A 23,689-nucleotide genomic window follows, 5' to 3' on the forward strand; every position below is an offset into this window, starting at 1 on the left:
ATTGCCGCATTCTTCGCCCCTCATGGAACGATTTTCGAATTGGAACAACTGGTGCCTGATGACGGTGGAGGGGGACCATTGGATTCGGGGGAATGCCACTTTTGAGGCTCGTTTTCCGGCGACGGCGACGACTGACACGAAACCCTGGACCGCACGATTGGGGCTCGTCGATTCGGCGGCCGCCTTGGCTTGGCTGGGCGAGCGGGAGATGCCGCTGCGCGCGCATATCGGACGGGCGAAACGCGGGGAAGTGCGGCAGTGGCTGCGACTGCGCGTGGTGCAATCCGCCGCCGACGGTGAACACGTGATCGATGTGGAGGACGTGACGGAAGAGCAGGAGGCCGTCGAACGCATGCGCATTGAAGGTGGCCATTTTCATGCGCTGATCGAGCGGTCGGCGGAGGGCATCTCGCTGTTCGATACCGGGGCCAACATCCTCTACGAGAGCCCATCCAATAAACGGATACACGGCTGGGAGAGCTGGGAAATGGAGGGAAAAAACCTCTTCGATTTTTGCCACGAGGATGATCTCGCACGAGCCATGCCGCGGTTCGAGCATCTGGCCAAGGCCCCCGGGATCGTCGAGACCGAGGTGGTGCGCTTTAAGCACAAGGAGGGGCACTGGATTTACCTCGAAGGCACCGTGATCAACGCGACGGACGATCCGCGGGTGGGCGCGTTGGTGAACAATTTTCGCGAGGTGACGGGGCGCTTGGCCGCCGAACGGGAGATCCGTCGGGCGAAGGATGCGGCGGAGGAGGCGCAGCGTCTGCAGCAGCACTTCCTCACCAACCTGACCCACGAATTCAAGACGCCGCTGACCCTCATTCGCGGGCCGTTGATTGACCTCGCGGAGGGGCGCATGAAGCCGGCTCAGGTGCCGGCGGCTCTCGCGCGCGTGTTGCGCAATGTCGACCGACTCAACGGGCTCATCACCGAGTTGATTGATTTGTCCCGACTCGATGCGGGCACGTTTGTGATGCAGGTCAACCGGCACGATCTGGTGGAGTTTGTGCGGGCGGAAATGGATACGTTTTCCGCCATGGCGGTGGCGAAAGCGGTGGACCTGCAGCTCGATGCGCCGCCGCGTTGCACGGTGTTTTTCGATGCGACCAAACTGGAAAAAGTCGTGACGAATTTGATGTCGAATGCGCTGCGGTATTCGCCCGAAGGCGCGGCCGTCCGGATTCGTCTGACGGTGGGTGACGAAGGGGACCAGGAAGGCAGCGTGCGGGTCGAAGTGACCGATCAAGGTCCGGGCATGGACGAAGGGACCCGGGCGCGGGTGTTCGAGCGATTCTTTCAAGCGGACACGAGTTTGTCGCGAGCCCACGAAGGCATGGGTGTGGGGCTGGCGTTGGCCCGGGAGATGGTGGAAATGCACGGGGGCGCGGTCGGCGTGCACAGCGAGCCCGGCGTCGGCAGCACGTTCTGGTTCACGTTGCCGCTCGGGTGTGACCATTTCGATCCCGACGACATTGACATGGGCGCGGTGCGGGAGCCGCGGCCGCACACGGTCGGTGGCACGGCGGCGACGGCGCAGCCCGTTGGTTTGGTGGCCAAAGCCGAGCATCGTCCGCGCTTGTTGTTGGTGGAGGACAATGAAGACATGCGTGCCTACCTGCGCATGAATTTGGACCCGTATTATTTGGTCACCGAAGCCATCGACGGGCGGCAGGCCTGGGCCGAGATCGAAACCTCGAATCCCGAGATCATCATCTCAGACGTCATGATGCCACACGTGGACGGACTCGAGTTGTGCCGCTTGCTGAAAAGTGCGGCGCGGTGGCGCACGGTGCCGGTGTTTCTGCTCTCAGCCAAGGGATCGGTCGACCATCGGGTGGAAGGCCTGAAGGCGGGCGCGGACGACTACATGGCCAAACCGTTCTCGGTCGCCGAACTGCTGCAGCGCCTGCGTTCGCGGGTGCCGTGGGGCGTCAGCGCGGATTCCACCGGCGAGGCTTGGCGCGAAAAATTGGAAGCGTGCGTGGCCGAACACTTGGGGACGGCGGCTTTCGATGTCACGGAACTTGCCCGGCACTTGGGCTACAGCGAACGCCAGCTCCGGCGGCGCGTGATTGAGCATTTCGGTATGAAGCCGTCCGCGTTGTTGCTGCAACGCCGTCTGGCGTGCGCCCGAGATTTGATCACGAAGCATCGCTACGAAACGCTGGCCGAAGTGGCGCACACCGTCGGGTTGTCGCCGGGTTACTTTTCCCGGCGCTACCGTCGGGCCTACCCGAACGACACGATCGCGACGGCGGCGGGTGTCAGCTCTGAATCGGGGACTTGATAAACTTGGCGAGGACGAGGCCGGCGATCAATGAACCCGCGGTCATATAGAAGAGTTCGGTGAGCTGCCAGTGGATGGACTTGTGCCACCAGATCGCGTCGCCGATCCGGGCGTAGAACGCTCCGACGAAACCGATGAGAGTGACAAACCCCACGCGCGTGCTGTAACCGCTCTTTTTGCAGATTTGGGTGAGCAGCCATGCCGCCAGCAGACAGTATCCCCAGCCGTGCAAAAAGCCGGCGATCATGAGCACCGGGCTCATGGCGGCAATACCCTCCCGGTGCATGTGCACCATCGCAATCGGACCACGCGCCATCAGCGCGACGGTCTCTTCGGAGGTGGCCATGCCCGGCACGAAGTAGGTGCCACTTTCGGGAAACGCTTCGTTGAGCATTGGACCCACGTCAGTGGTAGGCGATTTAAGCGCCCGATCGGGGACGCCGGAAACCGAGTAAAAGAAGAAGCCCCAGAAGAACAGGGCGAGGGCGGCGAGAAAGGAACCGAGCAGGATGGATTTCATGTGGGGTAGGGCTGGTCGCGCCAACGGTGGCGGGTTTTCCGATCGCATTCAAGACGCAAGGATCGATGAACCAGTTGGCGTATCGCTGAGTTGAAGAAACTGGCAAACTCCGGGGAGAGCGCAAAAATCCATCCGCATGCCCCGCTTAATTCGAGCTCACGCCAACCACAATCAACCGATCATCACTTCCGCTTCGGGTGTTCTCGCGTTGAGCTATTTCAACCTGATCCGTCTCCACGCGGGAGAGTCGCACGCGTTTGCCGTGCCGGGGTGTGAAACCGTTTGCGTGGTGCTGTCGGGGCAAGCTGATATCGCGGTCGCGGAAGAACGGTTTGCGGCCGTCGGTCGACGGGCCGACATTTGGGACGGACCGGCCGATTCGGTTTACGCCGGCACCCGGTCGCCGGTGGTCGTGACGGCCACGCGCGATGACACCGAAGTGGCGGTGGCCGGTGGTCTGTGCGACGAAGCGTTCGCGCCGTTTCGCATCGCGCCGGAAGACGTAGCGATGGTGGAAGTGGGATCGGCGGCCACGCATTCCCGTCGACGTATCTTCCACATCCTGGGGCAAAATGCCAACGGCCGGGCGGGCAATTTACTGGTGAGTGAACTCTACGCCGACGGCGGTTGTTGGTCAGGGTATCCACCGCACAAGCACGACACGGAGAATCCGCCCGAGGAAACGGAGTTCGAGGAGATCTATCACTATCGGTTCAAACCGGAAACCGGGTTTGGGGCGCAATACTGCTACGAACCCCAGGAGGGAGCGGACGCGTCCGCGCCGGAGGTCGTGATGACGCGTCACGGTGATACGTTCATGGTCGATCGGGGGTATCATCCGACGGTCGCTTCACCCGGTCACGATGGCTACATTTTCACGATACTCGTGGGCAAGCATCAGCGTTCGTTGGTGCAATCGTTTGAGCCGTCACACCGGCACTTGATGGACGGTATTCCCGGCATCCAGGCGATGCGCGACAAATTCAAATAAGGTCGCGGGCGGCGGCGACCGATGCCCGGTGGGCGGTGAGGGCGTCCATGGTGTGCGGTGATCCGGATTCGACGGCTTGTTCCAAGGTGAGCAGCGGGTGTAGGTCGCGGTCGCCGAGCCACGTCATCAAACGGCGGTAGTCGATGTCGCCGGTGGCCGAAAAGGTTTCGTTCCAAACCCCGGCGGTCGATTGGCGCAGGTGCAGTTCGACGATGCGGTTGCCGTAGAGTTCGACGGCGTCGAACAGCGCGACAGTGGAGTTGTCGCAGCCGCGGTAAATCCAATGGGCATCGAGGCAAAACTTCACGTTGGCGGGATCGGTGGCGACGAGCATGTGGTGAAACTCGCGAGCCCCAATGCGCAGCTCGGAATCGTGATTGTGATACGCGAGCGTCAGGCCTTCGCGGCGGAGTGCGGCACCGAGTTGATTGAGGGCGTCGGCTTGGCGGAGAATCTCGGCGTCGGTTTTGTTTTCCGGCCCACCCCAGCTGATGGGGCGCGGATTCGTGACCACGATGTTGGTCCCGGCTTGGGCTTGCGCGCGGGTGGCAATCCGCACGACTTCATCGATACTGGTAGCCATGGCGTCCGCCTCGTGGAGGACACTGTTGACGTAGATCGACACCATTTTGAGACCGGCAGTCTCCGTCAATTTTGCGTAGCGGTCCGCGACTTCGACCGAGGTCAAAATGGGTTCGACGCTCTCGGCTCCACTGGCGGCCAATTCGCCGAGGGCGGTGGCGAGCTCGGCCTCAAAATCGCGGCCATCACGCTGCAGGAAAGTGATCCAAGGGTAGGTGTTGCAGACGAGGGGAAAACTCATGGCGGGAGGAAAAGTGGCGGCGGGCAGCGAAGCGGCGAGAGTCGCACCCATCAGAGCGGTGGACGATTGTTGGATAAACTGACGACGGGTGGATTTCACCGGCGGCGGACGAGCACCACCCAGTCCTGATCAGGATCGGCCGGAGCTGCGCCCAGCGTCACCTCGCCGGTGGCTGACACGGTGGTGAGGGGACCTGACTGCAGGTTGCCGCCGGCGCGGGGATTGAACCAATGGATCGAATACGAGACCCCGTCGCGGCCGAGATCGAGACGAGGTTCGGCGGTGGCGTCGGGCAGATAGATGGCGTAGGTGAATCCAGGATACGCGAGCACGTAGTCGTCGGAGCGCGGGGTGAGGTTGTCGGCGGGCTCCATGCGGGCGACGGGCAGGTGGGTGAAAAAATCGAGGGCGTGGCGCGTCTGGCGCCAGAGATTATCGCGACTGCGCCAGTCCTCGGCGGAGAGATCGTTGTGAGCGTAGCGGGCGCCAAAATACCATTCCACGCCGGAGGCTCCCGCCATGAGCGAGCCCCAAAGCGCTTGGTAACGCAGGCTGTCGTGGGTGGGGTCGTCGGCGTCGGGCACGGCTCCGGTATGCCATTGCCCGATTTCATCCATAGTGATGAGCCAGGGGTGTCCGGCGGCGCGGGCGCGTTGCCGCCAGTCGAGCAGTTCACCGTGCACGCGGGTGGGTTCGTCGACTTGGAAAGATAGTCCGTCGAGCGTCGGGTGGCCGAGCAGAGGCGCTGTTACTTCGTCTTTCCCGGAGGAAGTGGAATGCGTGTGGATGATAATGGGATGGCCGTAGGGGTCGGTCGCCGCGAGGTAGTCGGCCATCGCTTTTTGTTGCTCCGTGGTCTGACCGTGGGGGGAGAAGTTGGCGGGCCCGTTTTCCTCGCCAAGATTCCAGATGAGGCCAAGGTGGTGGCCGAAGCGGGCGATGAGTTCCCGGTAGTAGAGGCGGCGTTCGCGGCCGGTGAAACCGCCGTCGAGGAGGCGTTCGTTTTCGGTTTCCTGGGTGACGACGTGCATGGCGAGGCCGAGACGTTCCATGTGTTGGAAAACGATCTCCCACTGGTCGAGGCGACTGCAATCGAAGCGGTCGCGATCGGTGTGGGTGCGGTAGGGCCACACGTCCTTGCCGTCGCCGTCGATGTTGAGGGTGAGAAAGTAGACGGCGTTCATGCCGGTGCCGGCGAGGTAGTTGAGCGCGCCGATGATGCTTTTGCCTTTGTCGCCGTGCCAAGTGGGGTCGCCCTCGCGCCAATCGGCGAGGTGGGGGGCGTAGGTGTGCAAGGAGGCGTTGGGGCGGTTTTCGCCTTCGCGGAACGTTTCGCTGTGTCGGTAGGTGTCATCGAAATCGCGGTAGCCGAGAAAGTTCTCCGGGCTGTCGGCCCCGGCTTTGATCCAGGTGCGGCCGGTGGAGGCGAAGTGGAAATAACCGGTGGCGGGGTCGACGGAGAGGCGGCCGTGGGCCCGAAAATCGCGACCCGTGGCGGAGGAGGGAGTAACCTCGAATGCACCGGAGTTGTGGTCGAGATGATGGGCTTTGAGGTGGGGGAAATCGGCCGGAAGCAGCACCGCGTCGGGTCCGATGTGCATGGCTGCCGACCACGTCCACGGACCGGTGTGATCGGGCGTGAAGCGGACCTGCCAGACGTTGCCGGTATCGGCCCCGCTTTCGGCGGCGTTGCCATCGGCGGCGTAGAATCCGGGGATCGTGTAGCTTGCGTCGGCGTGGGTGAACGTTACCTGCAACCGCACATCGGCGAAGGGATTGACCTCGGCGGTTTCGGACAGGTCGGGCCCGGGAAAGCTAAGGGTGACGGTGTCCCATTGAGAGACGGCGGCGGCAGGATGTTGGGCCGACAGCGCAGCGGACAGAAGAGGTAACAATACGAATGAAATGAGGGCACGAACAGGTTTCATGGGGGAAGATGAGAATGCAGGCAGGGCGCGCAGGTGCAACGTCGGGAAGTTGAGCAAGCCTTCAAGTTGTGGCTGGAGGCTTGGTTGGAAGCTCTATTGGTTGGCCGGATGCCCTTGTTCTCCCGTCGTATGTTGTTGGCCGCGTTGGTGGCTTTGATCCCCGTGGTGTCGCGCGCGACCGCTGATGTGGTGGAGTGGTTTTTGGACAATCCGGGTTGGAGAGTGGAGACGGTGGCGGGGGAATCGGCGCTCGTGTATGCCGGAGTGGCGAAGGCTCCCCAGCTGCGGTCTCACGCCTACATCGGGGACAATGTCGTGCGGGTGGAATACCGACCGACGGCGGCAGGGCAGGCCTGGCTCATGTTGCAAGCGCGTTATCCGGTGGCGCTGGACGGAGAACCGGGAGCCTGGCACACCGTGGAGGCACGGGTGCGGGGACCGCGCTATGATGAGGCGTCGTCCAAGACGGAGCACGCCCTGATCCTCGATGTGGTGCGGGACGGCGAAGTGGTGGCTTCGAATGTGGTTTTTGAAAAGCAGGTTCCGGAGTCGGAGTTCGAATGGGAAAACGGCGAAGGTCCGACGACGATTCGAGCGGAAGGCTCTGGGTTTGCCATCAAGTCATTCGAAGTGCGGCGGGCGGATTTCGGCGCGGTGCGCGTGCCGACCGAAAGCGGTGGTGCGACCAACCTGGAGGAACTCGTTGATTTTGTCGCGCTCGGTCGGGATCAGTTCAAAGGCCTCGGCTGCGCGGAATGTCATGCGGTGACCGCCGACGATACCGCCGCGAAAACGGGCCCGAATCTTTTCGGGCTTTTTCAGGTGAACCCGCGCGAACGCGAGATCGTCAGGGGCGGCGAGGGGCATCGTTTTGTGGTGAAGGCGGATCGCAGCTACCTCTTCAATGCCGTGCGCAACGCGCAGGATGAACGTGCGGTGGCCGAGGTGGACGGCACCGGAGTATCGACGGGCGAGGCCTACCTGCCGATCATGCCGCCGTATTCACCGGAGATTCTTTCGGACCAGCAAATCGAGGCGATCGGCTTTTATCTCGCGACGCTGAACCTGTCGCAAAATCAGGGACCGGTGGAGAGATGGTTGGAGGAAACCGGTCCGGAAAACTACGACCCGATGGAGGACCGGTTACAGTTGCTGGTCGATCAACGCGTGCGCATCCAACGCGGTCCGATGGCGGAGGTTTCCGGCCGCGCCATCCACGTCGGTCAGCCCAACGGGACGCATTACAGCTTCGATCCTCGGGTGCTGGGCGTGGCCCGGGTTTGGCAGGGAGGATTTTTGAACATGAGCGGCGAATGGCGGAATCGCGGTGGTCGCGGGCTCGCCCCGGGTTATGAGAGCTTGAAGATCGATCTCGGGACCGCCGGCGTGTTGCTTGCGCCGCTGAACGCGGCCGGTGCGCCGATCGATTTCACGTTCAAGGATGCCGTCTTTAACGATAAGGTGGCGCGGCAAGCTTCGATGAACAGTGCGGTCGACCCCCTGACCATGGTTGCGGCCGTGGACGCCCAGTTCCTGGGTTACGAACGCGATTCCCGAGACCCCCGGTCGGCGCCGATCTTCAAGTATCGGGTGGGGGAGAACACCGTGGAAACCAGCACGACGTTTGACGTCACGGGCCGGGTCACGGCCACGGTGGCGGGCCGTCGTCGCACGACTCAGTCGTGGCGCGTGAATACGGAAGTGTGGCAACAATTGGAGGTCTCGGCCGGCACCTTGGTCGACGGCGTGTGGACGTTGCCGCCGGGTAAAAGAGCCGCCACCCTGACCGGGGAAATGGCTCTCGTATCCAATCCGTGGCGACCGAAGCCCTCCCCGTTTGACGATCGCCGGCAAGCTCTGGTCACGCAGCCCGGCACGGCCGAAGTGTCGCCGGGCTACGCCGTGGAGGACTACCTCGCCCCGAAGGACAATTTCGGCCGCGATCTGTTGTTCGAAGCGCTGGGCATGGCGGTCGCGCCGGATGGCACCATCGTGGTGGCGACGCGCACGGCCGGAATCTGGCGACTCGTCAAAGGTGAATGGCGACTGTTTGCCGAAGGCCTGTTCGACAGTTTGGGCGTGGTGGTCGAGGACCAAAAGGGACTCGTGGTGGTGGCCGGTCAAAAGGCGGAACTCACGCGCATCAGCGATACGAACCGTGACGGCGTGGCGGATCGTTATGAGACGCTCACGGATGCCTTCAGTTATCACGGCAACTACCATTCCTACATGCACGGACCGGTGCGCGATGCGGCGGGCGACTACTTCATTACCCTCAACCTCGCTGATGGGGGCGACGGCACCTATCACAATGCCGGCGGCAAATACATGGGCACGGCGGGCGGCTATCGCGGATGGGCGGCGCGGGTTTCGCGCGACGGCGTCTTCGAGCCCTGGGCGGATGGACTGCGCAGTCCCGCAGGCCTCGGTTTCGCGCCGGACGGCCGGTTGTGGTATGCCGACAACCAAGGCGAATACATGGGCACCTCGAAGATCTTCGTGGTGGAGCAGGGCAAGTTCTACGGCCACCCGGCGGGTTTGATCGATCGCCCTGGCATGACGCCGGGATCGTCGGAGATCGCTTGGGGAAACGTGAGCGAGACGCGCGAGCGTCCGGTGGTGCTGCTACCGCAGAGCCGGTTGGCGAACTCACCGGGCAATCCCGCCTGGGATCTCACGCGCGGGAAATTTGGACCGTTCGCTGGGCAGATGTATATCGGCGATCAAACCCAGTCCGTGCTCATGCGCGTCGCGACAGAGGTGGTCAACGGTCAGGAGCAGGGCGTGGCGATTCCCTTCGGACGTGGTTTGGAGTCGGGCATCATGCGCCCGGTGTTTTTGCCCGACGGCAGTTTGTTACTCGGGCAAACGGGCCGAGGCTGGCAGGCCAAGGGCGGCAACATCACCAGTCTGCAGCTCTTGCGGTGGGATCCCGCCGCCAAGGTTGCCGCGATTAAAACGGTGAGCGCGGCACCCGGCGGTTTTGCGATCGAGCTCACGCAGCCGTTGCCCGCCATGACGACAGCCGCTGAGGTCGCGGCGGTTTTGGCCGTCAAGTCCTGGACGTATCGTGACGCACCCGACTACGGCTCGCCGGAATTGGATGAACATGAGGAGACGGTCACGCGCGTCGCATTGAGCGATAACCGTCGTCGTGTGGTGGTGGCGCTCGGCACGACGGATCGTCCGTCCGTGCATCCCCAACAGACCGCCCGCGTTTACCAACTCACGCTCGATGGGATTGCCTTGTTTGGTGAATCACTCGCGGCCGGCCCGGGTTGGAATGCGTTTTATACGTCTTATGGTTTTCCTACCGATCCGTCGGTGTGGCATCATAATGCCGATGGCGGCGAAGACTCCGAGATCGAGTGAGACAGCAGCGCATCGTCAGCTTAAGACGCTGGCGATGGCGTGGGCCCGCGAGCAAGGGTGGGTGATCGCGGCTCCCGAAGTGCGGGTGCCGCGCAGTGGCTACCGGGCCGATGTCGCGGCGATCGGGCGGGGTGAGTCAGCACGCTGCGCCGTGTTTGAATGCAAACAAGCCCGCGCGGATTTTCTGAAAGACGCGCACGATGATCAGGCGGCGCGGACGGAACTCACCGCCCTGGTGAAACGGCGGGCGCGGTTGGAAAAACTATTGGGCGAACACCGACCGGATCTAAGACGCGGCGATACGTTGTTCGCGGAGTTCGATGCGTGGGATTTCGGCGACCTGCCGCACAAAGGTTACCATGACCTGTTGAGTAAAATCGCGACGGTGCAAACGCGGGTGCTCAAGGGCACCAAGTTTGCCAAAATGCTGCGTTATCGCTGCGCTGATTTTCTGTATCTGGTGGTCGAAGATGACATCTACGCGCAGGCGGAGATTCCGGCCGGCTGGGGACTGCTCGTGCGCTGCGGCGACGCCTTGGAGCTGCGGCGCAAGCCGGCCCGCCTCGACGCGGATCAGGCGCAGCGGCGGGCCTTGCTGGAATCGATTGCACTCAAGGCGACCAAGGCTCTCGCTGCTGCCGCAACATGAATCCGCTCTTTAAATTTCCCGGGGTGCGCGTGGTGGAGAGTTTTGAGGAACTCGTGGCCACGCCGTTTGCCGACACGGTGAATGCGTTGTGCTGGCCGCGAGTGCTGGCGGGCGATTTCGACGAGATCGTGACGGCCGTGGTCGCGCTGGTGGGGGATGCGGAAATCACGTCGTTGGATGAGGACGATTTGATGTCGTTGGAGCTGAGTCCGGCGGGTTCGCTCGCGCGGACGGCGTTGATCGACGATTTGCGGCGGTTGTCCCGACAGGGTCTCGATCCGAATCTCGATTGCATCCCGGCCTATCCGCGGGAAGCCGAGCCCGGTCCCGTGCCGCTCGACGTGTATTCGTGGCACGCGGACAGCGCCAACGTATTGGCGGACACGTGGCTGTGCAGTTACACCGCGCCGGCTTCGGAAGGCTTGAGCAATGCGCAGGCGATTTGCTGCGTCGATGTGCCGGAGACGCGGGCGGCATTGTTGCGGAGCTTCGGCGGTGAGGACGACGCGGCGTTTCGCGCGCATCTTGCGGAACGGTGTTATGACTTGCACTACGATGCGCGGGCGGGAGCCGAGCCGTATTCGTTTGGCGTGGGCAACCTGTGGCGCATCGCCACGCAATGTCCGGGCAGTCCCGTGCCGCCATGTGTGCACCGGGCGCCGATGACGGCCGCCGGCCAAGCGCCACGGTTGCTGATGATCACCTGATTTACCCCTGGGTCGGCCAGGAAACCGCCGCTCGGGAGTGGACAAGTGCGCGCGGAGGTGAATGTTGGCCGCATGAGTGAAGAGCCAATTCAACCGGCCAAGGTGGTCGACGACGGACACGAGGTCCGGACGTATTTTGTGCGCGAGCGCAATGCCCTGCTGGCCGAGGCCGATTTCGGGCAACTGTATGTGGATTACTATCTCCACTTGAATGATCAGGGTCTCAAGCCGACCCCGGAGCATGACGCCATGTTCAAGCGGGCGCTGGCCGGTTTTGTCCTGCATTGCGCGTCGAAGCCGTGGAACGAGATGACGGCGTGGACGATCAATTTCCAGCAACCGCTGGTGAACCTGTTTCTCACCGGCGACAACGAGACGGGTGCGGTCACCGGGCGAATCTTCGACGAGAACGTGAAGAAGATGGACCACAACCTGTTTTACGCGGACGTAGTGCGGGGCAAGCAGCCGACCCGGCGCAGCTCGGTGACGTTTGAGGGCAATGATGCGCTGGTCGCGGTCGAGGCGTTTTATGCGCAGAGCGAACAACGGGTCGCGCGGTATTTTCAGCTGGAGGAGGAAAAGTTTGCGATGTTGAGCGAGCATCCGGATTGCGACCTGGATTGGTTTCGCAATGTAACGGCGGAGGAAGTGAAGCGTATCCACGAAACGGAGGCGACGAATCTCATGGAACGTCGCATCCAGCGCTGGGACTGCGGTTGCAACCAGCAGCGCATGTTGCAGGTGCTCGCTCCGGCGTTTCAGGCGCAGGGGGATGAGTTGTTCGGCCCCGACGAGACGATCGAGATCCGTTGTCCACGTTGCAGTGCCCGACACGCCGTGACGCGGGAGGCATTGGAAGCCTACGTCGCGTCCCACCACGAGAGTTGACTCGTCGATCTCCGAGGGCCCGGGAATGGGAGCCGGGAGTAGGCCGATTCGTTGTTCGTTCCTCGTTCTCTTTCTTCCCGGGGAGGGGGGCGGGGAGCGCGAGCGAGCTCGCGGCCTACGGGGTGGCGTGAAGCTGGCGCGCTCGGCGAGCACGCCCTCCCTTTTTATGCTTGGCGGAGGCGGCGGCGGCGCAGCAGGTGGGTGGCAAGGGCGGCGGCCATGAGGAGGGCGCCGTAGGTCGCCGGTTCCGGCACGGTGATCTCGTTGGCGCCGTAATCGTAGGTGCGCCAGATGGTGTCGGAGGCGGTGAAGCCGTTGAAGGTGATCTGCGCGGTGGCGCTGTTGCGCAGATCGAGCGCCGCGCCGCTGAAGTTGGCGGCGGTCCACAGGTCATTGAAGGATGACCAGCCGATGGCGGAAACGGCGACGCCTGGATTGATAATCAAAGTGCCGATGTTAAACGTCGTGGTATCGACGCCGGAGAAGTCGATGACGGTGTCGCCCGTGATGCGCAGGGTGCCGAGGTTGAAGGTCGTGCCGTTGCCGGTCAGTTTGAGCGTGGTGCCGGTGGCGAGTTCCAAGGTGCCACCGAAGGCGAAACTGGCGGCGATCTGCAGGGTGCTGGCCGTGTTGAGCATCATCGTGCCGGAGCTCGGCGCGCCGTTGGCCCCGGCGCCGATGAGTCCGCCGTTGAGCGTCATGATACCGTCGATGTCGAGCGTGCCGGTGAAGGCGCCGGCGTCGCCGATTTTGTCGATGCCGAGCACGCCGCCGGCAGCGATAGTGAGGGTGCCGGAGCCGTTGAGGTCGTCGATGGTCTCGGTGAACGAGCCGACGGCGAAGGTGCCGGCGGCGCCGAGGTTGATGTCCATCGTGTTGGCGAGGATGTTGGAGTTGCCGAGGGCGAAGGTGCCGGCGTTGACGTTGGCCACCGCGTAGGTGTTGATGCCGGTGACGGTGAGTTTGCCGGTGCCGATTTTCTCCAACGTATTGAAAGTATTGTTACCGTTGAAGGTGGTGTTGCCCACGGAATCGACGGTGAGGGTCTTGCCGGAGCCGGTGATGTTGCCACCGATGGTGAGGGTGGCGCTGGAGTCCGTCTGAATCTCGGCGTGGGCGGTCAGGGCCACATTACCGGCCCAGCTATTGGGGCCGTTTACGGCGCGCAGCGCACCGGTGGAACTGATACCGCTGCCGGCGAGCTGCAGGGCCTCGGCGCCGACGGTGACTTGGTCGAGTTGCAACTGGCCGCCGGAGGACACGCGGGTGTCGCCAGCCGTGGAGCCGAGGCCGAAATTGTTGTCGATGCGCACGATGCCGGCGGTGATTTGAGATGTGCCGGTATAGGAATTGCCGCCGGAGAGGATGAGGGTTCCCGCGCCGGTTTTAACGAAACCACCGTTGGACAGCAGGGCGTTGATATCGAGAGTGGAGCCGGCGTCGACGATGACCGATTTGGTCAGATCGTTGTTGAAACCGAGGAGACCGTTGATGGTGGCGGTCTGCGTGGTGGAGGTGCTGCGCAGGGTGCCGGCGATTTCGAGACGATTGGCCGTGCCGACGTCTTTTTTCGCGTCGATGGTGCCGCCGTTGATCGTGACGTGGTTGACGACTTCTTTGTGGCCTTGGAGGTCCCAGTAGCCATCGGCGTTCACGGTCACGTTGGAGGTGTTGGCGATGATCTCGTTGGAGTTGTCGACGCCGGCTTCGTAGAGGCCCTGTTGGAGGATGGCGGTGCCGACGCCACCGAGTCCGTCGCCGATGGTGATGTCGCCGCGCATGCCGCTGTTTTCGGTGGCGTAGGTGTTGAGGATCGTTTTGCCGTCGTTGAGAAAAAAGTCCGTCGCCGTGGACAAAATGGTGGGGTAGGCCTCGCCGTGGTTGAGGGTCAGGGTGCCACTGCCGTTTTTGTAGATGTCCCCCGTGCCGGTGAAGTCGGACTCGACAACAATGTTACCACCGGCGGTGTTGAAAGTCAGGTTGTGTGCCCCGAGGTTGAGCACCGGCGACGTGGCCTGGGTGCCGAGTTGCAACGTGCCGGCGGCGGCGGTGATGGTGGTCGCGGCGCCGAGGGTCATCGGCGTATTGACAATGTTGTTACCCGAAACGTTGCGCAGGGCACCGCCGCCGTCGACGCCGTGGCCGGAGAGGGCGATGTTGGTTTCGGTGGCGACGGTGATCCCGCCCTGGACGGCGAGGGTGGCGCCGGAGTTGACGGTGGTGGTGCCGCCGCTGCCGAGGGCTTGGTCGTGCGAGACGAGCAGCGTGCCAGTGTTCACCACGACGTTGCCCGAGTGGGTGTTGGCGGCAGCGAGCTGGAGCGTGCCGGTGCCGCCCTTGGTGACGGTGCCGCTGCCGGTGACGGTGCCATTATGGACGACGGTGTTGACCCCGCTGACGTCGAGCGTGGCGTTGCCGGCGAATTCTATCTGACGCCCGCTGCCCATGGCGAAACTGCCATCGGCACGGAGGGTGGTGTCGGAGGACAGGGCGACATTGTTGTTGGCCTGGCCGAGGGCGGCATCGGTCGTGATGGCGATGGTGCCGGCTTGGATTTGGACGGCGGAGTCCCACGCGTTGCCGGTATCCTGAAAAGTGTTGGCTCCGGTCAGGGTGAGCGTGCCATCGCCGGTTTTGACGAGCCGGGATGGGGTGCCGGCCCCGCTGATCTGAGCGGAGATGGTGAGGTCGGAGTCGGCGGTCCCATCGGCGACCTGCACAGTGTTGGAATTGGTGGCCAAGCGGATCTGGCCGCTGATGGTGGACGTCGTGGCCGAGGCGTTGCTGGTGATGGGGCTGTTGCCTGAAAAGGCGAGCGTGCCGGTGCCGGTGGACACGCTGGCTCCGTTGTGGAGCGTGATGGAGGCAAGCGTCTCGTCGTAGTTGGCGAGATCGAAGTTGCCGGTGCTGTTGATGATGACGTTGGTGCCGTCGGCGATCTGATGGGAGGCACCGAGGCGCAGGGTGTCGCTGCCGACGCCGCTGCCGTCTCCGATGGTCACGGTGCCGCTGAGGGCGGTGGTGCCGGAGGTTTGGTTGAGCAGCAGCGTGCCACTGTTGATGGCCGTGGAGGTGATGTTCTTGTTGGTCGACCCGGTGAACGTCGTCGTGCCGGTGCCGGCGAGAGTGAGACTATTGAGGGAATTGATCGTGCCGGAGGCGTTGAAGTTACCGACACCCTGGAGGGTGAGATTTTGGCTGCCGCCATCGATCGCCGCCATGCTGAGTGATCCGGCATCGGATTGGATGGTTGCGGCACTGGCGAGGGCGAGTGTGCCGCTGACGGTGTTGCTGCCGCTGAGGTTGCGCAGGGCGCCGTTGCCGTCCGCGCCTGAGCCGGCGAGACTGATGCTGCCTTCGTTGACAGTGAGTCCGGTGCCGTGGGAAAGGGCGAGGGTGGCACCGGCAGACACGGCGTTGTTGTAGGTCGAGCTGCCGAGGGCGTTGGTATTTTCCAACTGGAGCGTGCCGGCGGAGACGATGACGGGGCCGGTAAGCCCACTGTTGTTGCCGGAAAGCACGAGCGTGCCGGTGCCGGTTTTGGTGGTGGTGGCGTAGTAGGGGTTGGAGACGGCGCCCGCGAATGTGGTCGTGCCGGAATTGGAGACCTCGATGGTGCGATCGCCCCCGCCCAGGCCGATGGTTCCGGTGAAGGTCAGGTTGTTGGTGCCGCCGATGACGATGTTGCCGGTGGCGGAGACGGTGTTGGTCAACGTGCGGGCACCGCCCAATGCGCTCACGGTGCCGCCCGCGAACGTAAGTGTGCCGGTGCCGGCGGCGGTGTTGCTGCCGAGAGTGGTGAGCCCGCTGGACAACGTAAGTCCGCCGCTGAAGGAGTTGGCGGCATTCAACGACAGAGTTCCGGCACCTTCTTTGGTGATCGAACCGGAGCCCGAGACGACACCGTTGAAAGTGAGGTTGTTGCCGGCGTTGGAGGGAAGGGCGGTGAGCGTGCGGGAGCCGAGGTTGACGGTGTGGTTGAAGACCAACGTGCCGGTGGTTGCGGTCATCCGCCACGTCTGATTGGCACCGAGGGCGAACGCGTTGGCAAAGGTGTGCGTGGCGGTGGAAGCGTCGTCGATGCCGTAGCTGCTGGACGCGAGCGTGAGCGTATTGGTGTTGGTGAAATTCAGGCCCGTGGTCGCGCCCGCCGTGAAGATCAGTCCACCGAGGGTGAGGGATGCATTGACCTCGGGGTTGATGTTGCTCGTGCCGGTAAATTGCGCGAACTCACCCGAAGTATCGGGGGCATTGCCTGTCCAGTTGGCGTTGCGATTAAAGTCGTCGCCGGTGCCGGTTTGGCTGGTCGCCGACCATGTCCGAGTTTGGCCACGGAGGACCGGGGATGTGATCGCGAAGATCATCCCACTTAACACCAACGCCGCAGAAAGACGCTTAATGCTCAAGGTATCAATGTGATTTAGAGCATGAAGAATCTACCCTAGTTTGGCGTTCTGCAATATCGTCGATGGCTGATTACAAAAAATATTTAAGGAAGGGAGGATCGGCCACCCCCCCGGCTTATATCGCGGAGGGATTGACGGTCGTTAGGGAGGAGCGCGAGCGAGCACGCGGTTCAAGGGACGACAGAAGTTTGTCACCTAATAGGTGACAAGTAGGTCGGCGGATTTGGCTACCGGGCTGTGCCGTATGGGGGGGGGCGCGAGCCGGTGGATTTAACGCGAGCCGGTGGTGGGGGAGCGCGAGCGAGCTCGCGGCCTACGGGGTGGCGTGATGCTGGCGCGCTCGGCGAGCACGCCCTACCTGTTATGCTTGGCGGAGGTGGCGGCGGCGGCGCAGGTGGGTGGCGAGGGCGGCGGCCATTAACAGGGCGTCGTAACTGGAGAGGATCGGCCCCCCCCCGGCTTATATCGCGGAGCGATTGACGGTCGTTGGGGAGGAGCGCGAGCGAGCTCGCGGTTCAAGGGGCGGCGGAAGTTTGTCACCTAATAGGTGACAAGTGGGTCGGCGGATTGGCTACCGGGCTTTGCCGTATGGGGGGGCTCGAGCCGGTGGATTTAGCGCGAGCCGGTGGTGGGGGAGCGCGAGCGAGCTCGCGGCCTACGGGGTGGCGTGATGCTGGCGCGCTCGGCGAGCACGCCCTACCTGTTGGTGGCGGCGGCGCAGCAGGTGGGTCGCGAGGGCGGCGGCCATTAAGAGGGCGCCGTAGCTGGAGGGCTCGGGGACGGTGATTTCGTTGGCTCCGTAGTCGTAGGTGAGCCAGATGGTGTCGGCGGGGGTGAAGCCGTTGAAGGTGATTTGCGCGGTGGTGCTGTCGCGTTCGTCGAGGGTGGCGCCGCTGAAGTTGGCGGCGGTCCACAGGTCGTTGAAGGATTCCCAGCCGGTGGCGCTGACGGCGACGCCGGGATCGATGATGAGGCTACCGATGTTGAAGGTGGCGGTGTCGACGCCGGAGAAGTCGATGACGGTGTCGCCGGTGATGTGGAGGGTGCCGAGGTCGAAGGTGGTGCCGTTGCCGGTGAGGTTGAGCACGGTGTTGGCGGCCAGTTCGAGGGTGCCGCCGAAGACGAAGTCGGCGGCGATTTCGAGGGTGCTGCTGGCGTTGAGCATCATGGTGCCGGTGCTGAGCGAGCCGTCGGCGCCGGTGCCGATGAGGCCGCCGTTGAGGGTCATGATGCCGTCGATGTCGAGGTCGCCGGTGAAGGCGCCGGCGTTGCCAATCTTATCGATGCCGAGGACGCCGCCGGCGGCGATGGTGAGGGTGCCGGAGCCGTTGAGGTCGTCGATGGTTTCGGTGTAGGTGCCCACGGCGAAGGTGCCCGATGCGCCGAGGTTGATGTCCATGGCGTCGGCGAGGATGTTGGTATTGCCGAGGGCGAAGGTGCCGGCGTTGACGTTGGCGGTGGCGTAGGTGTTGGTGCCGGTGACGGTGAGCGTGCCGGCGCCGTTCTTTTCGAGGGTATTGAAAGTGTTGTTACCGTTGAAGGTGGTGGTGCCGAGGGAATCGACGGTGAGGGTTTTGCCGGAGCCGGTGATGTTGCCGTTGACGATAAGGGTGGCGCCGAGGTCGGTCTGGATTTCGGCGTGGGCTTCGAGGGCGACGGCGCCGCCGACGGTGTTGGTGCCGGTGGTGGCGCGCAGCGCGCCGGTGCCGTCGGCGTTGTGGCCGGTGCCGGAGAGTTTGAGGGGTTCGGCACCGATGTTGACGGCGGCGAGTTGGAGCTGGGCGCCGCTGTCGACGCGGGTGTAGCTGGAGCCGACGGAGCCGAGGCCGGAGTTGTTGTCGACGATGACGATGCCGTCGGAGATTTCGGTGTTGCCGACGTAGGTGTTGCCGCCGGAGAGGATGAGGGTGCCGTCGCCGGTCTTGTCGAAGCCGGCGTTGGAGAGGGTGGCGTTGAGGTCGAGGGTGGCGCCGGAGTCGACGATGAGGGAGGCGGCGCTTTGGTTGTTGAGGCCGAGGAGGCCGTTGATGGTGGCATCGGCGGTGGCGTGGAGGGTGCCGCCGATGTCGAGGCGGTTGGCGTCGCCGACGTTCTTTTTGGCGTCGATGGTGCCGCCGTTCATGGTGACGTGGTTGACGACTTCCTTGTGGCCTTGGAGGTCCCAGTAACCGTCGGCGTTGATGGTGATGTTGGAGGTGTTGGAGATGATCTCGTTGGAGTTGTCGGTGCCGGATTCGTAGAGGCCTTGCTGGAGGATGGCGGTGCCGACGCCGCCGAGGCCGTCACCGATGGTGATGTCGCCGCGCATGCCGCTGTTTTCGGTGGCGTAGGTGTTGAGGATGGTGGTGCCGTCGTTGAGGAAGAAGTCGGTGTCGGGCGAGAGGATGGCGGGGTAGGCTTCGCCGTGATTGAGGGTGAGGGTGCCGGAGCCGGTTTTGTAAATGTCGCCGGTGCCGGTGAAGTCGGATTCGACGGTGATGTCGCCGCCGTTGGTGTTGAGGGTGAGATCGAAGCCGGAAAGGTTGAACTCGGGGTCGTTGCCCTGGGTGCCGAGTTGGAGGGTGCCGGAGGTCGCGCCGATGGTGGCGTTGGCGGCGAGCGACATGGGCGTATCCACAATGTTGGTGCCGCCGGTGCTCAGGAGGGCGCCGTCGGTGGTGACGCCGACGCCGGCGAGGGAGATGTTGGTCTCGGTGTCGATGTCGACGCCGCCGTTGACCTCGAGGGTGCCGCCGGATTGCACGGTGGTGGAGCCGCCGCCGGATCCGAGGGCGTCGTCGGCGGTGGCGACGAGCACGGAGCCGGAGCCAATGGTGATGTCGCCGGAGAAGGTGTTGGCGGCGGAGAGGGTGAGTGTGCCGGTGCCGGTTTTGCTCAAGCCGCCCGAGCCGGTGGTGATGGCGCTGTTGACGATGGTGTCGCCGTCGCCGTTGAACGTCAGGTCGTGATTGGTCGCGGTGATATCGCCGGAGAGGGTGAGGGTGCCGCTAGCATCCAGCGCCTGAATGGTGGCGGCGTCGGTGAGTGTGATGCTGCTCGAGATTTCGTTGTTTCCGGCGGCGTTGTTGAGAGCGCCGTAGGTTCCACCGACGCCGGCGCCTTCGAGGTTGATCGTGGTTTCGGAGGCGATGGTCACGCCGCCTTGGAGGGCGAGACTGCCGCCGCTGGCGACGTCGGTGGTGCTGCCACCGGAACCAAGTGCGTTGTCGGAAGTGGCGACCAACGCAGATCCGCTGCCGACGGAGGCGACGCCGCTGAAAGTGTTGTCGCCGCCGAGGTAGAGGACGCCGCCGGTGACTTGAACTCCGCCGGTGCCGGAAATGTTGCCACTGAAGGCGTTGGCATCGCTCGAATTGAGCAGACGTCCCGTGCCGGTGACGGTGAGCGACTCGCCGGAAATTGTGACGCCGTTTTGCAGCTCGAGGGTGGCACCGGTGGCGACGGTGGTGCCGGCGGCGTTGGTGCCGAGAGCGGTATGGGACACGGCCACCACGGTGCCATTGTTAATCGTGGTCGTGCCGGTGTAGGTGTTGGCGCCAGCGAGGGTGAGGGTGCCGGCATCGTCTTTGATGAGGGAGCCACTGCCGGTGGTGATGTTTCCGTTGATGGTGGAGGTGCCGGCTCCGTTGATCGTAAGGGTCTGGCCGGAGCCGGAAATGTCGCCGCTGATCGTCAAAGAGTCGGCCAAGGTTTGGATGGTGGCATCGTCGGTGAGCGTGATGGCGCTGGAAACGGTGTTGGTGCCGGAGAAACTGTTGAGGGCGCCGTAGGTTCCGGCGTATCCGGTGCCGTCCAACTCGATGGCGGATTCCGACGAGAGGTCGACCCCGCCCAAGAGCGCGAGACTGGCACCTGAAGCGACGCTGGTGGAGCCACCGCCGCCGCCGGTGCCGAGGGCATTGTCCGAGGTCACCAGCAGAGCGCCACTGGAGATCGTGGTATCGCCCGAGTAGTCGCTGTCGCCGCCCAGACGGAGAATGCCGGGACCATTGACGAGCAGGTTACTGCTGCCGGTGATGTTGCCATTGTAGGTGGTGTCGACGCCGGTGTTGACGTAGATGGAACCCTCGGCGGGCCCGAGGGTGATGCCGCGATTGCTGTTGAGCTCAAAACTCGCGAGGGTGACGAGGCTGCCGCCGTCCAGGGTGATGGCATCAGTGGTGGGGGAGCCGGGGGCGACGCCGAGGGCGTTGTCGGCGCTGATGGCCAGAAAACCGCCGTCGATCACGGTGTTGCCGTCGTAGGTGTTGGCGCCGCCGAGCACCAGTCCGCCGTCGCCGGATTTGGTGAGATTGCCGGAGGCAGAACCGGCGATGATGCCGTTGTAGGTGGTGGTGCCGGTGGTGACGTCGACGGTGCCGCCGCCGGAGCCCAGGGTGACCCCGCGGTTGGCGTGCAGGGTGATGCCGGCGGTCGTCTGGAGGGTGCCGTTGTTGAGGGTGATTTTCCCCGCGGTGGGCGAACCGGGGGCGGCGCCGAGGTTGGAATCCTGGGCGATTTGAAGCACGCCGCCGCCGGAAACGGTGGTCAGGCCGGTGTAGGTGTTGGTGCCGGAGAGGGTGAGTTGCCCGCCGTCCACGGCGATGTTGCCCGTGCCGGAGATGACGCCGGCGTAGCTGTTGTTACCGCTCACGTTGGTGAGTTGGCCGGTGCCGGTGACGGTCAGGGCTTCGCTGCCGACATTGATGTTGGCCGTGAGATGGAGGTTGGCGCCGGTGGCGACGGTGGTGCTGCCGGTGGTGGTGCCGAGGGCCGCGCCGTCGGCGATCGTGACGGTGCCGGCGCTGATGGTGGTGGTGCCGTCGTAGGTGTTGGTGCCGTTGAGGATGAGGTTGCCCGCGCCGGTTTTGGTGAGGTTGCTGGTCGAGCCGCCGTCGGCCACGACGCCGTTGACGGTGGTGTCTCCACTGCCGTCGATGGTGAAGGTGCGATTCGTGGTGTTGTTGGAGAGCGAAACCTCGTTTATCGTGACCGTGCCGGTGCTGTTGTTGCGGAAGAGACGGTTGCCGGCGTAGTTCTGCAGGGTGTCGTCGACGGTGAAATCACCGGCCCCGGCGACCGTGAAGTTGGTGGTGTTGATCCGCAGAATATCGGTGTCGACGCCGCCGGTGGTGTTGATCGTGAGCGTGCGGTTGGCGTTGTTGACCTGCAGGCGGTTGTCGATGTCGACGCTGCCGGTTCCGTCCACGGTGAGGGAGCGGATGAAGATCAAATTGTTGTCGATGAGCACGCCTCCGCCGGCGGACAGGTCCCAGGATTGGTCGCTGTTGAGTCGGACGGTTTGGAAGCGTTGATCGACCTGATCGTTGTTAATCAAACCGCCCGTTTTAATTCGCACCTGTTGATTGAGAAAATCGAAGCCGGTGTTGTTGATCGAATCGGCGAAGACGAGTCCGGCCACGACTCGGTTGGAACCGTTGAGCGAAATGTCGTGCTGGGAGTTGGCGTTGTCGGCGTCGAAAGTGACGGTGTCGTTGGTGCCGGGCGTGCTGTCTGGGTTCCAGTTGGCGGCGGTGTTCCAATTGTTGTCGGCCCCGCCACCGTCCCAGACTTGGGCCCGCGTTTCCAGGTTGCAGATCCATCCCAGCAGCACCGCGAAAGCGAACCGTCTGGAAATCGACTCCAGGGGTAGTTTTCGACTGATGCGGGCGGACGAGCGGGACATGACTGGCATTTGGCAGCGCCGGGTTGCATCTCACAACGCGCGCCGTTGGGGGTAATTACCTAGTAAGTGGGTAGAATTACGGGGAAATGCAATTCTTTAACGGTTGTGGCCCCGGGGGCGAATAAATCGCCTCATTTGAGGATTTGGGGTTTTGGGGCCGTTGGCGGACCCGGCGAGGGATTGGGCGTTGACGATTGCTGGAAGCGACGTCCGCTAGGGCGATGCGAGGTGGAAATCGATGACTGACGGGCTGCAACAAATCGTGGACGGGCTGACGGATGCGTCGCCGCTCGATCAGGTGAATCTGGTGCTGGGCATCGTGGGAGTGGCGCTGATGATCCGGCGCAGCCTGTGGGCGTTTCCCGTGGGCATGGTGGCGGTGACCGTGCAGGGCGTGTTGTTTTGGCAGTGGACGTTTTACGCGGATGCGAAGCTGCAGATCTTCTTTTTCGTCTGTCTGGGCTATGGCTGGTGGCACTGGGTGAAGCACAAAGGCAATGCGCCCGAACTGCCGATCACGACGCTGGGCTGGCCGGTGCGGGGGGCGTGGATCGTGGGCGCGACGCTGGTGATGCTGGGCTGGGGGTATTGGCAAAGTGGGCACACGGATGCGGTGATGCCTTATCGCGATACCTTCATCGCCTCGTTCAGCATGGCGGCGCAAGTGCTGCAGGTGCGCAAACGGCTGGAGAACTGGGCCGGCTGGGTGGCGGTCAACAGCGTGGCGGTGGTCACGTATTGGGCAGCGGGGCTGGTCTACACCTCGTTTCTCTACACGGTGTTCCTCGGCATGGGTGTGCTGGGGTGGTGGCAGTGGTGGCGGGCGATGACGGCGACCACCGCGGCGACGGAGGAGGCCGCGACGCATGGTTAAGCGCGTCGCGATTTTTGGCACGGAGTCGACGGGCAAGTCGTCCCTGGCGGCGGCGTTGGCGGCGCATTTCGATGAACCGTGCGCGGCCGAATACGTGCGCGAGTTCTGGGATCGGCGCGGCGGTGAAATCGCGGCGTGGGATCTGGCAACCATCGCGCGCGGGCAGATTGCCAACGAAGAAACGGCGGTGCTGGCGGCGCGGCGCGTGGTGTTTTGCGACACCGATTTGCTCACCAACGTGCTTTGGGCGGACGTGCTCTACGACGGGAAAATATCGGACTGGGTGCGCGAGGCGGCTGAAGCGCGCTCGCGGCAGTATGCAATGTATCTGTTTTGCGAACCCGACCTGCCATGGGAGCAGGACCCGCAACGCGTGTTTGCTGATGCGGAGGCCTGGCGGCAGTCGGCGGAGCGTTGCCGGGCCGTGCTGATGGACCGCGGTCTGCCCTGTGTAAGTATCCGCGGGACCGGCGATGCTCGTTTAAGCCAGGCGATTGCGGTGGTGGAGAAGGTGCTGAATTCGAACGGGAGTTAACGCATGAGCGATCCGGGCGCAGTTTGGAGCTGATCCGC

General features: G+C 63.5%; 13 protein-coding genes. 8 read left to right on the forward strand and 5 right to left on the reverse strand.

Features of this window, described 5'->3' with window-relative positions; all coding sequences use genetic code 11:
- Positions 1-22 precede the first annotated feature (22 nt).
- A complete protein-coding gene (locus PXH66_RS01730) occupies positions 23-2,293 on the forward strand; it encodes an ATP-binding protein (protein ID WP_330928776.1) in 2,271 nt (756 codons plus the stop codon).
- Here the strand turns inward: PXH66_RS01730 and PXH66_RS01735 are convergent.
- A complete protein-coding gene (locus tag PXH66_RS01735) occupies positions 2,271-2,813 on the reverse strand; it encodes a hypothetical protein (RefSeq protein WP_330928777.1) in 543 nt (180 codons plus the stop codon). The two genes, PXH66_RS01730 and PXH66_RS01735, sit on opposite strands and share 23 nt — an antisense overlap.
- Positions 2,814-2,949: 136 nt before the next feature.
- Between PXH66_RS01735 and PXH66_RS01740 the strand changes: the two genes are divergently transcribed.
- Positions 2,950-3,804 carry a 5-deoxy-glucuronate isomerase gene (locus tag PXH66_RS01740; RefSeq protein WP_330928778.1) on the forward strand — a complete coding sequence of 285 codons (855 nt, stop codon included), beginning with the start codon at positions 2,950-2,952 and terminating at the stop codon, positions 3,802-3,804.
- Here PXH66_RS01740 and PXH66_RS01745 read toward each other — a convergent pair.
- Positions 3,797-4,627, reverse strand: a complete 831-nt coding sequence (locus PXH66_RS01745) for a sugar phosphate isomerase/epimerase family protein (protein WP_330932203.1) — start codon at positions 4,625-4,627, stop codon at positions 3,797-3,799. The two genes, PXH66_RS01740 and PXH66_RS01745, sit on opposite strands and share 8 nt — an antisense overlap.
- Before the next feature lie 95 nt (positions 4,628-4,722).
- On the reverse strand, positions 4,723-6,555 hold the full coding sequence (locus PXH66_RS01750; protein ID WP_330928780.1) for a DUF5060 domain-containing protein: 1,833 nt from the start codon (positions 6,553-6,555) through the stop codon (positions 4,723-4,725).
- Positions 6,556-6,663: 108 nt separating this feature from the next.
- Here PXH66_RS01750 and PXH66_RS01755 point away from each other — a divergent pair, with 108 nt between their 5' ends.
- From PXH66_RS01755 to PXH66_RS01770, 4 genes are all read left to right on the forward strand, one after another.
- The gene (locus PXH66_RS01755; protein WP_330928781.1) at positions 6,664-9,927 is read left to right on the forward strand and encodes a PQQ-dependent sugar dehydrogenase family protein; all 3,264 of its coding nucleotides are present in this window, start codon (positions 6,664-6,666) and stop codon (positions 9,925-9,927) included.
- Between the two features lie 34 nt (positions 9,928-9,961).
- Positions 9,962-10,576, forward strand: a complete 615-nt coding sequence (locus PXH66_RS01760) for a hypothetical protein (RefSeq protein WP_330928782.1) — start codon at positions 9,962-9,964, stop codon at positions 10,574-10,576.
- Entirely contained in the window at positions 10,573-11,283 is a 711-nt protein-coding gene (locus PXH66_RS01765; protein WP_330928783.1) for a hypothetical protein, read from the forward strand. Before PXH66_RS01760 ends, PXH66_RS01765 begins: the two co-directional genes overlap by 4 nt.
- Before the next feature lie 72 nt (positions 11,284-11,355).
- Positions 11,356-12,171, forward strand: coding sequence for an Hsp33 family molecular chaperone HslO (locus tag PXH66_RS01770; protein WP_330928784.1), 816 nt, complete (start codon positions 11,356-11,358; stop codon positions 12,169-12,171).
- Between the two features lie 164 nt (positions 12,172-12,335).
- On the opposite strand, the gene PXH66_RS01775 is transcribed toward PXH66_RS01770, so the two are convergent.
- Both PXH66_RS01775 and PXH66_RS01780 read right to left on the reverse strand, forming a co-directional pair.
- Positions 12,336-16,577, reverse strand: coding sequence for a beta strand repeat-containing protein (locus PXH66_RS01775; RefSeq protein WP_330928785.1), 4,242 nt, complete (start codon positions 16,575-16,577; stop codon positions 12,336-12,338).
- A gap of 655 nt (positions 16,578-17,232) precedes the next feature.
- Positions 17,233-22,242 carry a beta strand repeat-containing protein gene (locus PXH66_RS01780; protein ID WP_330932204.1) on the reverse strand — a complete coding sequence of 1,670 codons (5,010 nt, stop codon included), beginning with the start codon at positions 22,240-22,242 and terminating at the stop codon, positions 17,233-17,235.
- 238 nt (positions 22,243-22,480) lie between these two features.
- Between PXH66_RS01780 and pnuC the strand changes: the two genes are divergently transcribed.
- Complete coding sequence (gene pnuC / locus PXH66_RS01785; protein ID WP_330930112.1) at positions 22,481-23,116, forward strand: nicotinamide riboside transporter PnuC; 636 nt, start codon at positions 22,481-22,483, stop codon at positions 23,114-23,116.
- Entirely contained in the window at positions 23,109-23,651 is a 543-nt protein-coding gene (locus PXH66_RS01790; RefSeq protein ID WP_330930113.1) for an AAA family ATPase, read from the forward strand. Before pnuC ends, PXH66_RS01790 begins: the two co-directional genes overlap by 8 nt.
- Positions 23,652-23,689 lie beyond the last annotated feature (38 nt).

Source organism: Synoicihabitans lomoniglobus (assembly GCF_029023725.1).
Taxonomy (GTDB): Bacteria; Verrucomicrobiota; Verrucomicrobiia; order Opitutales; family Opitutaceae; genus Actomonas; species Actomonas lomonigloba.

What these genes read in the sequence shown, in the direction of transcription:
- PXH66_RS01790 (WP_330930113.1), top strand. Translation starts at nt 23,109, where the DNA reads ATGGTTAAGCGCGTCGCGATTTTTGGCACGGAGTCGACGGGCAAGTCG.
- PXH66_RS01765 (WP_330928783.1), top strand. Translation starts at nt 10,573, where the DNA reads ATGAATCCGCTCTTTAAATTTCCCGGGGTGCGCGTGGTGGAGAGTTTT.
- PXH66_RS01750 (WP_330928780.1), bottom strand. Translation starts at nt 6,555, where the DNA reads ATGAAACCTGTTCGTGCCCTCATTTCATTCGTATTGTTACCTCTTCTG.
- PXH66_RS01740 (WP_330928778.1), top strand. Translation starts at nt 2,950, where the DNA reads ATGCCCCGCTTAATTCGAGCTCACGCCAACCACAATCAACCGATCATC.
- PXH66_RS01745 (WP_330932203.1), bottom strand. Translation starts at nt 4,627, where the DNA reads ATGAGTTTTCCCCTCGTCTGCAACACCTACCCTTGGATCACTTTCCTG.
- PXH66_RS01780 (WP_330932204.1), bottom strand. Translation starts at nt 22,242, where the DNA reads ATGTCCCGCTCGTCCGCCCGCATCAGTCGAAAACTACCCCTGGAGTCG.
- PXH66_RS01770 (WP_330928784.1), top strand. Translation starts at nt 11,356, where the DNA reads ATGAGTGAAGAGCCAATTCAACCGGCCAAGGTGGTCGACGACGGACAC.
- PXH66_RS01760 (WP_330928782.1), top strand. Translation starts at nt 9,962, where the DNA reads ATGGCGTGGGCCCGCGAGCAAGGGTGGGTGATCGCGGCTCCCGAAGTG.
- PXH66_RS01735 (WP_330928777.1), bottom strand. Translation starts at nt 2,813, where the DNA reads ATGAAATCCATCCTGCTCGGTTCCTTTCTCGCCGCCCTCGCCCTGTTC.
- pnuC (WP_330930112.1), top strand. Translation starts at nt 22,481, where the DNA reads ATGACTGACGGGCTGCAACAAATCGTGGACGGGCTGACGGATGCGTCG.
- PXH66_RS01755 (WP_330928781.1), top strand. Translation starts at nt 6,664, where the DNA reads ATGCCCTTGTTCTCCCGTCGTATGTTGTTGGCCGCGTTGGTGGCTTTG.
- PXH66_RS01730 (WP_330928776.1), top strand. Translation starts at nt 23, where the DNA reads ATGGAACGATTTTCGAATTGGAACAACTGGTGCCTGATGACGGTGGAG.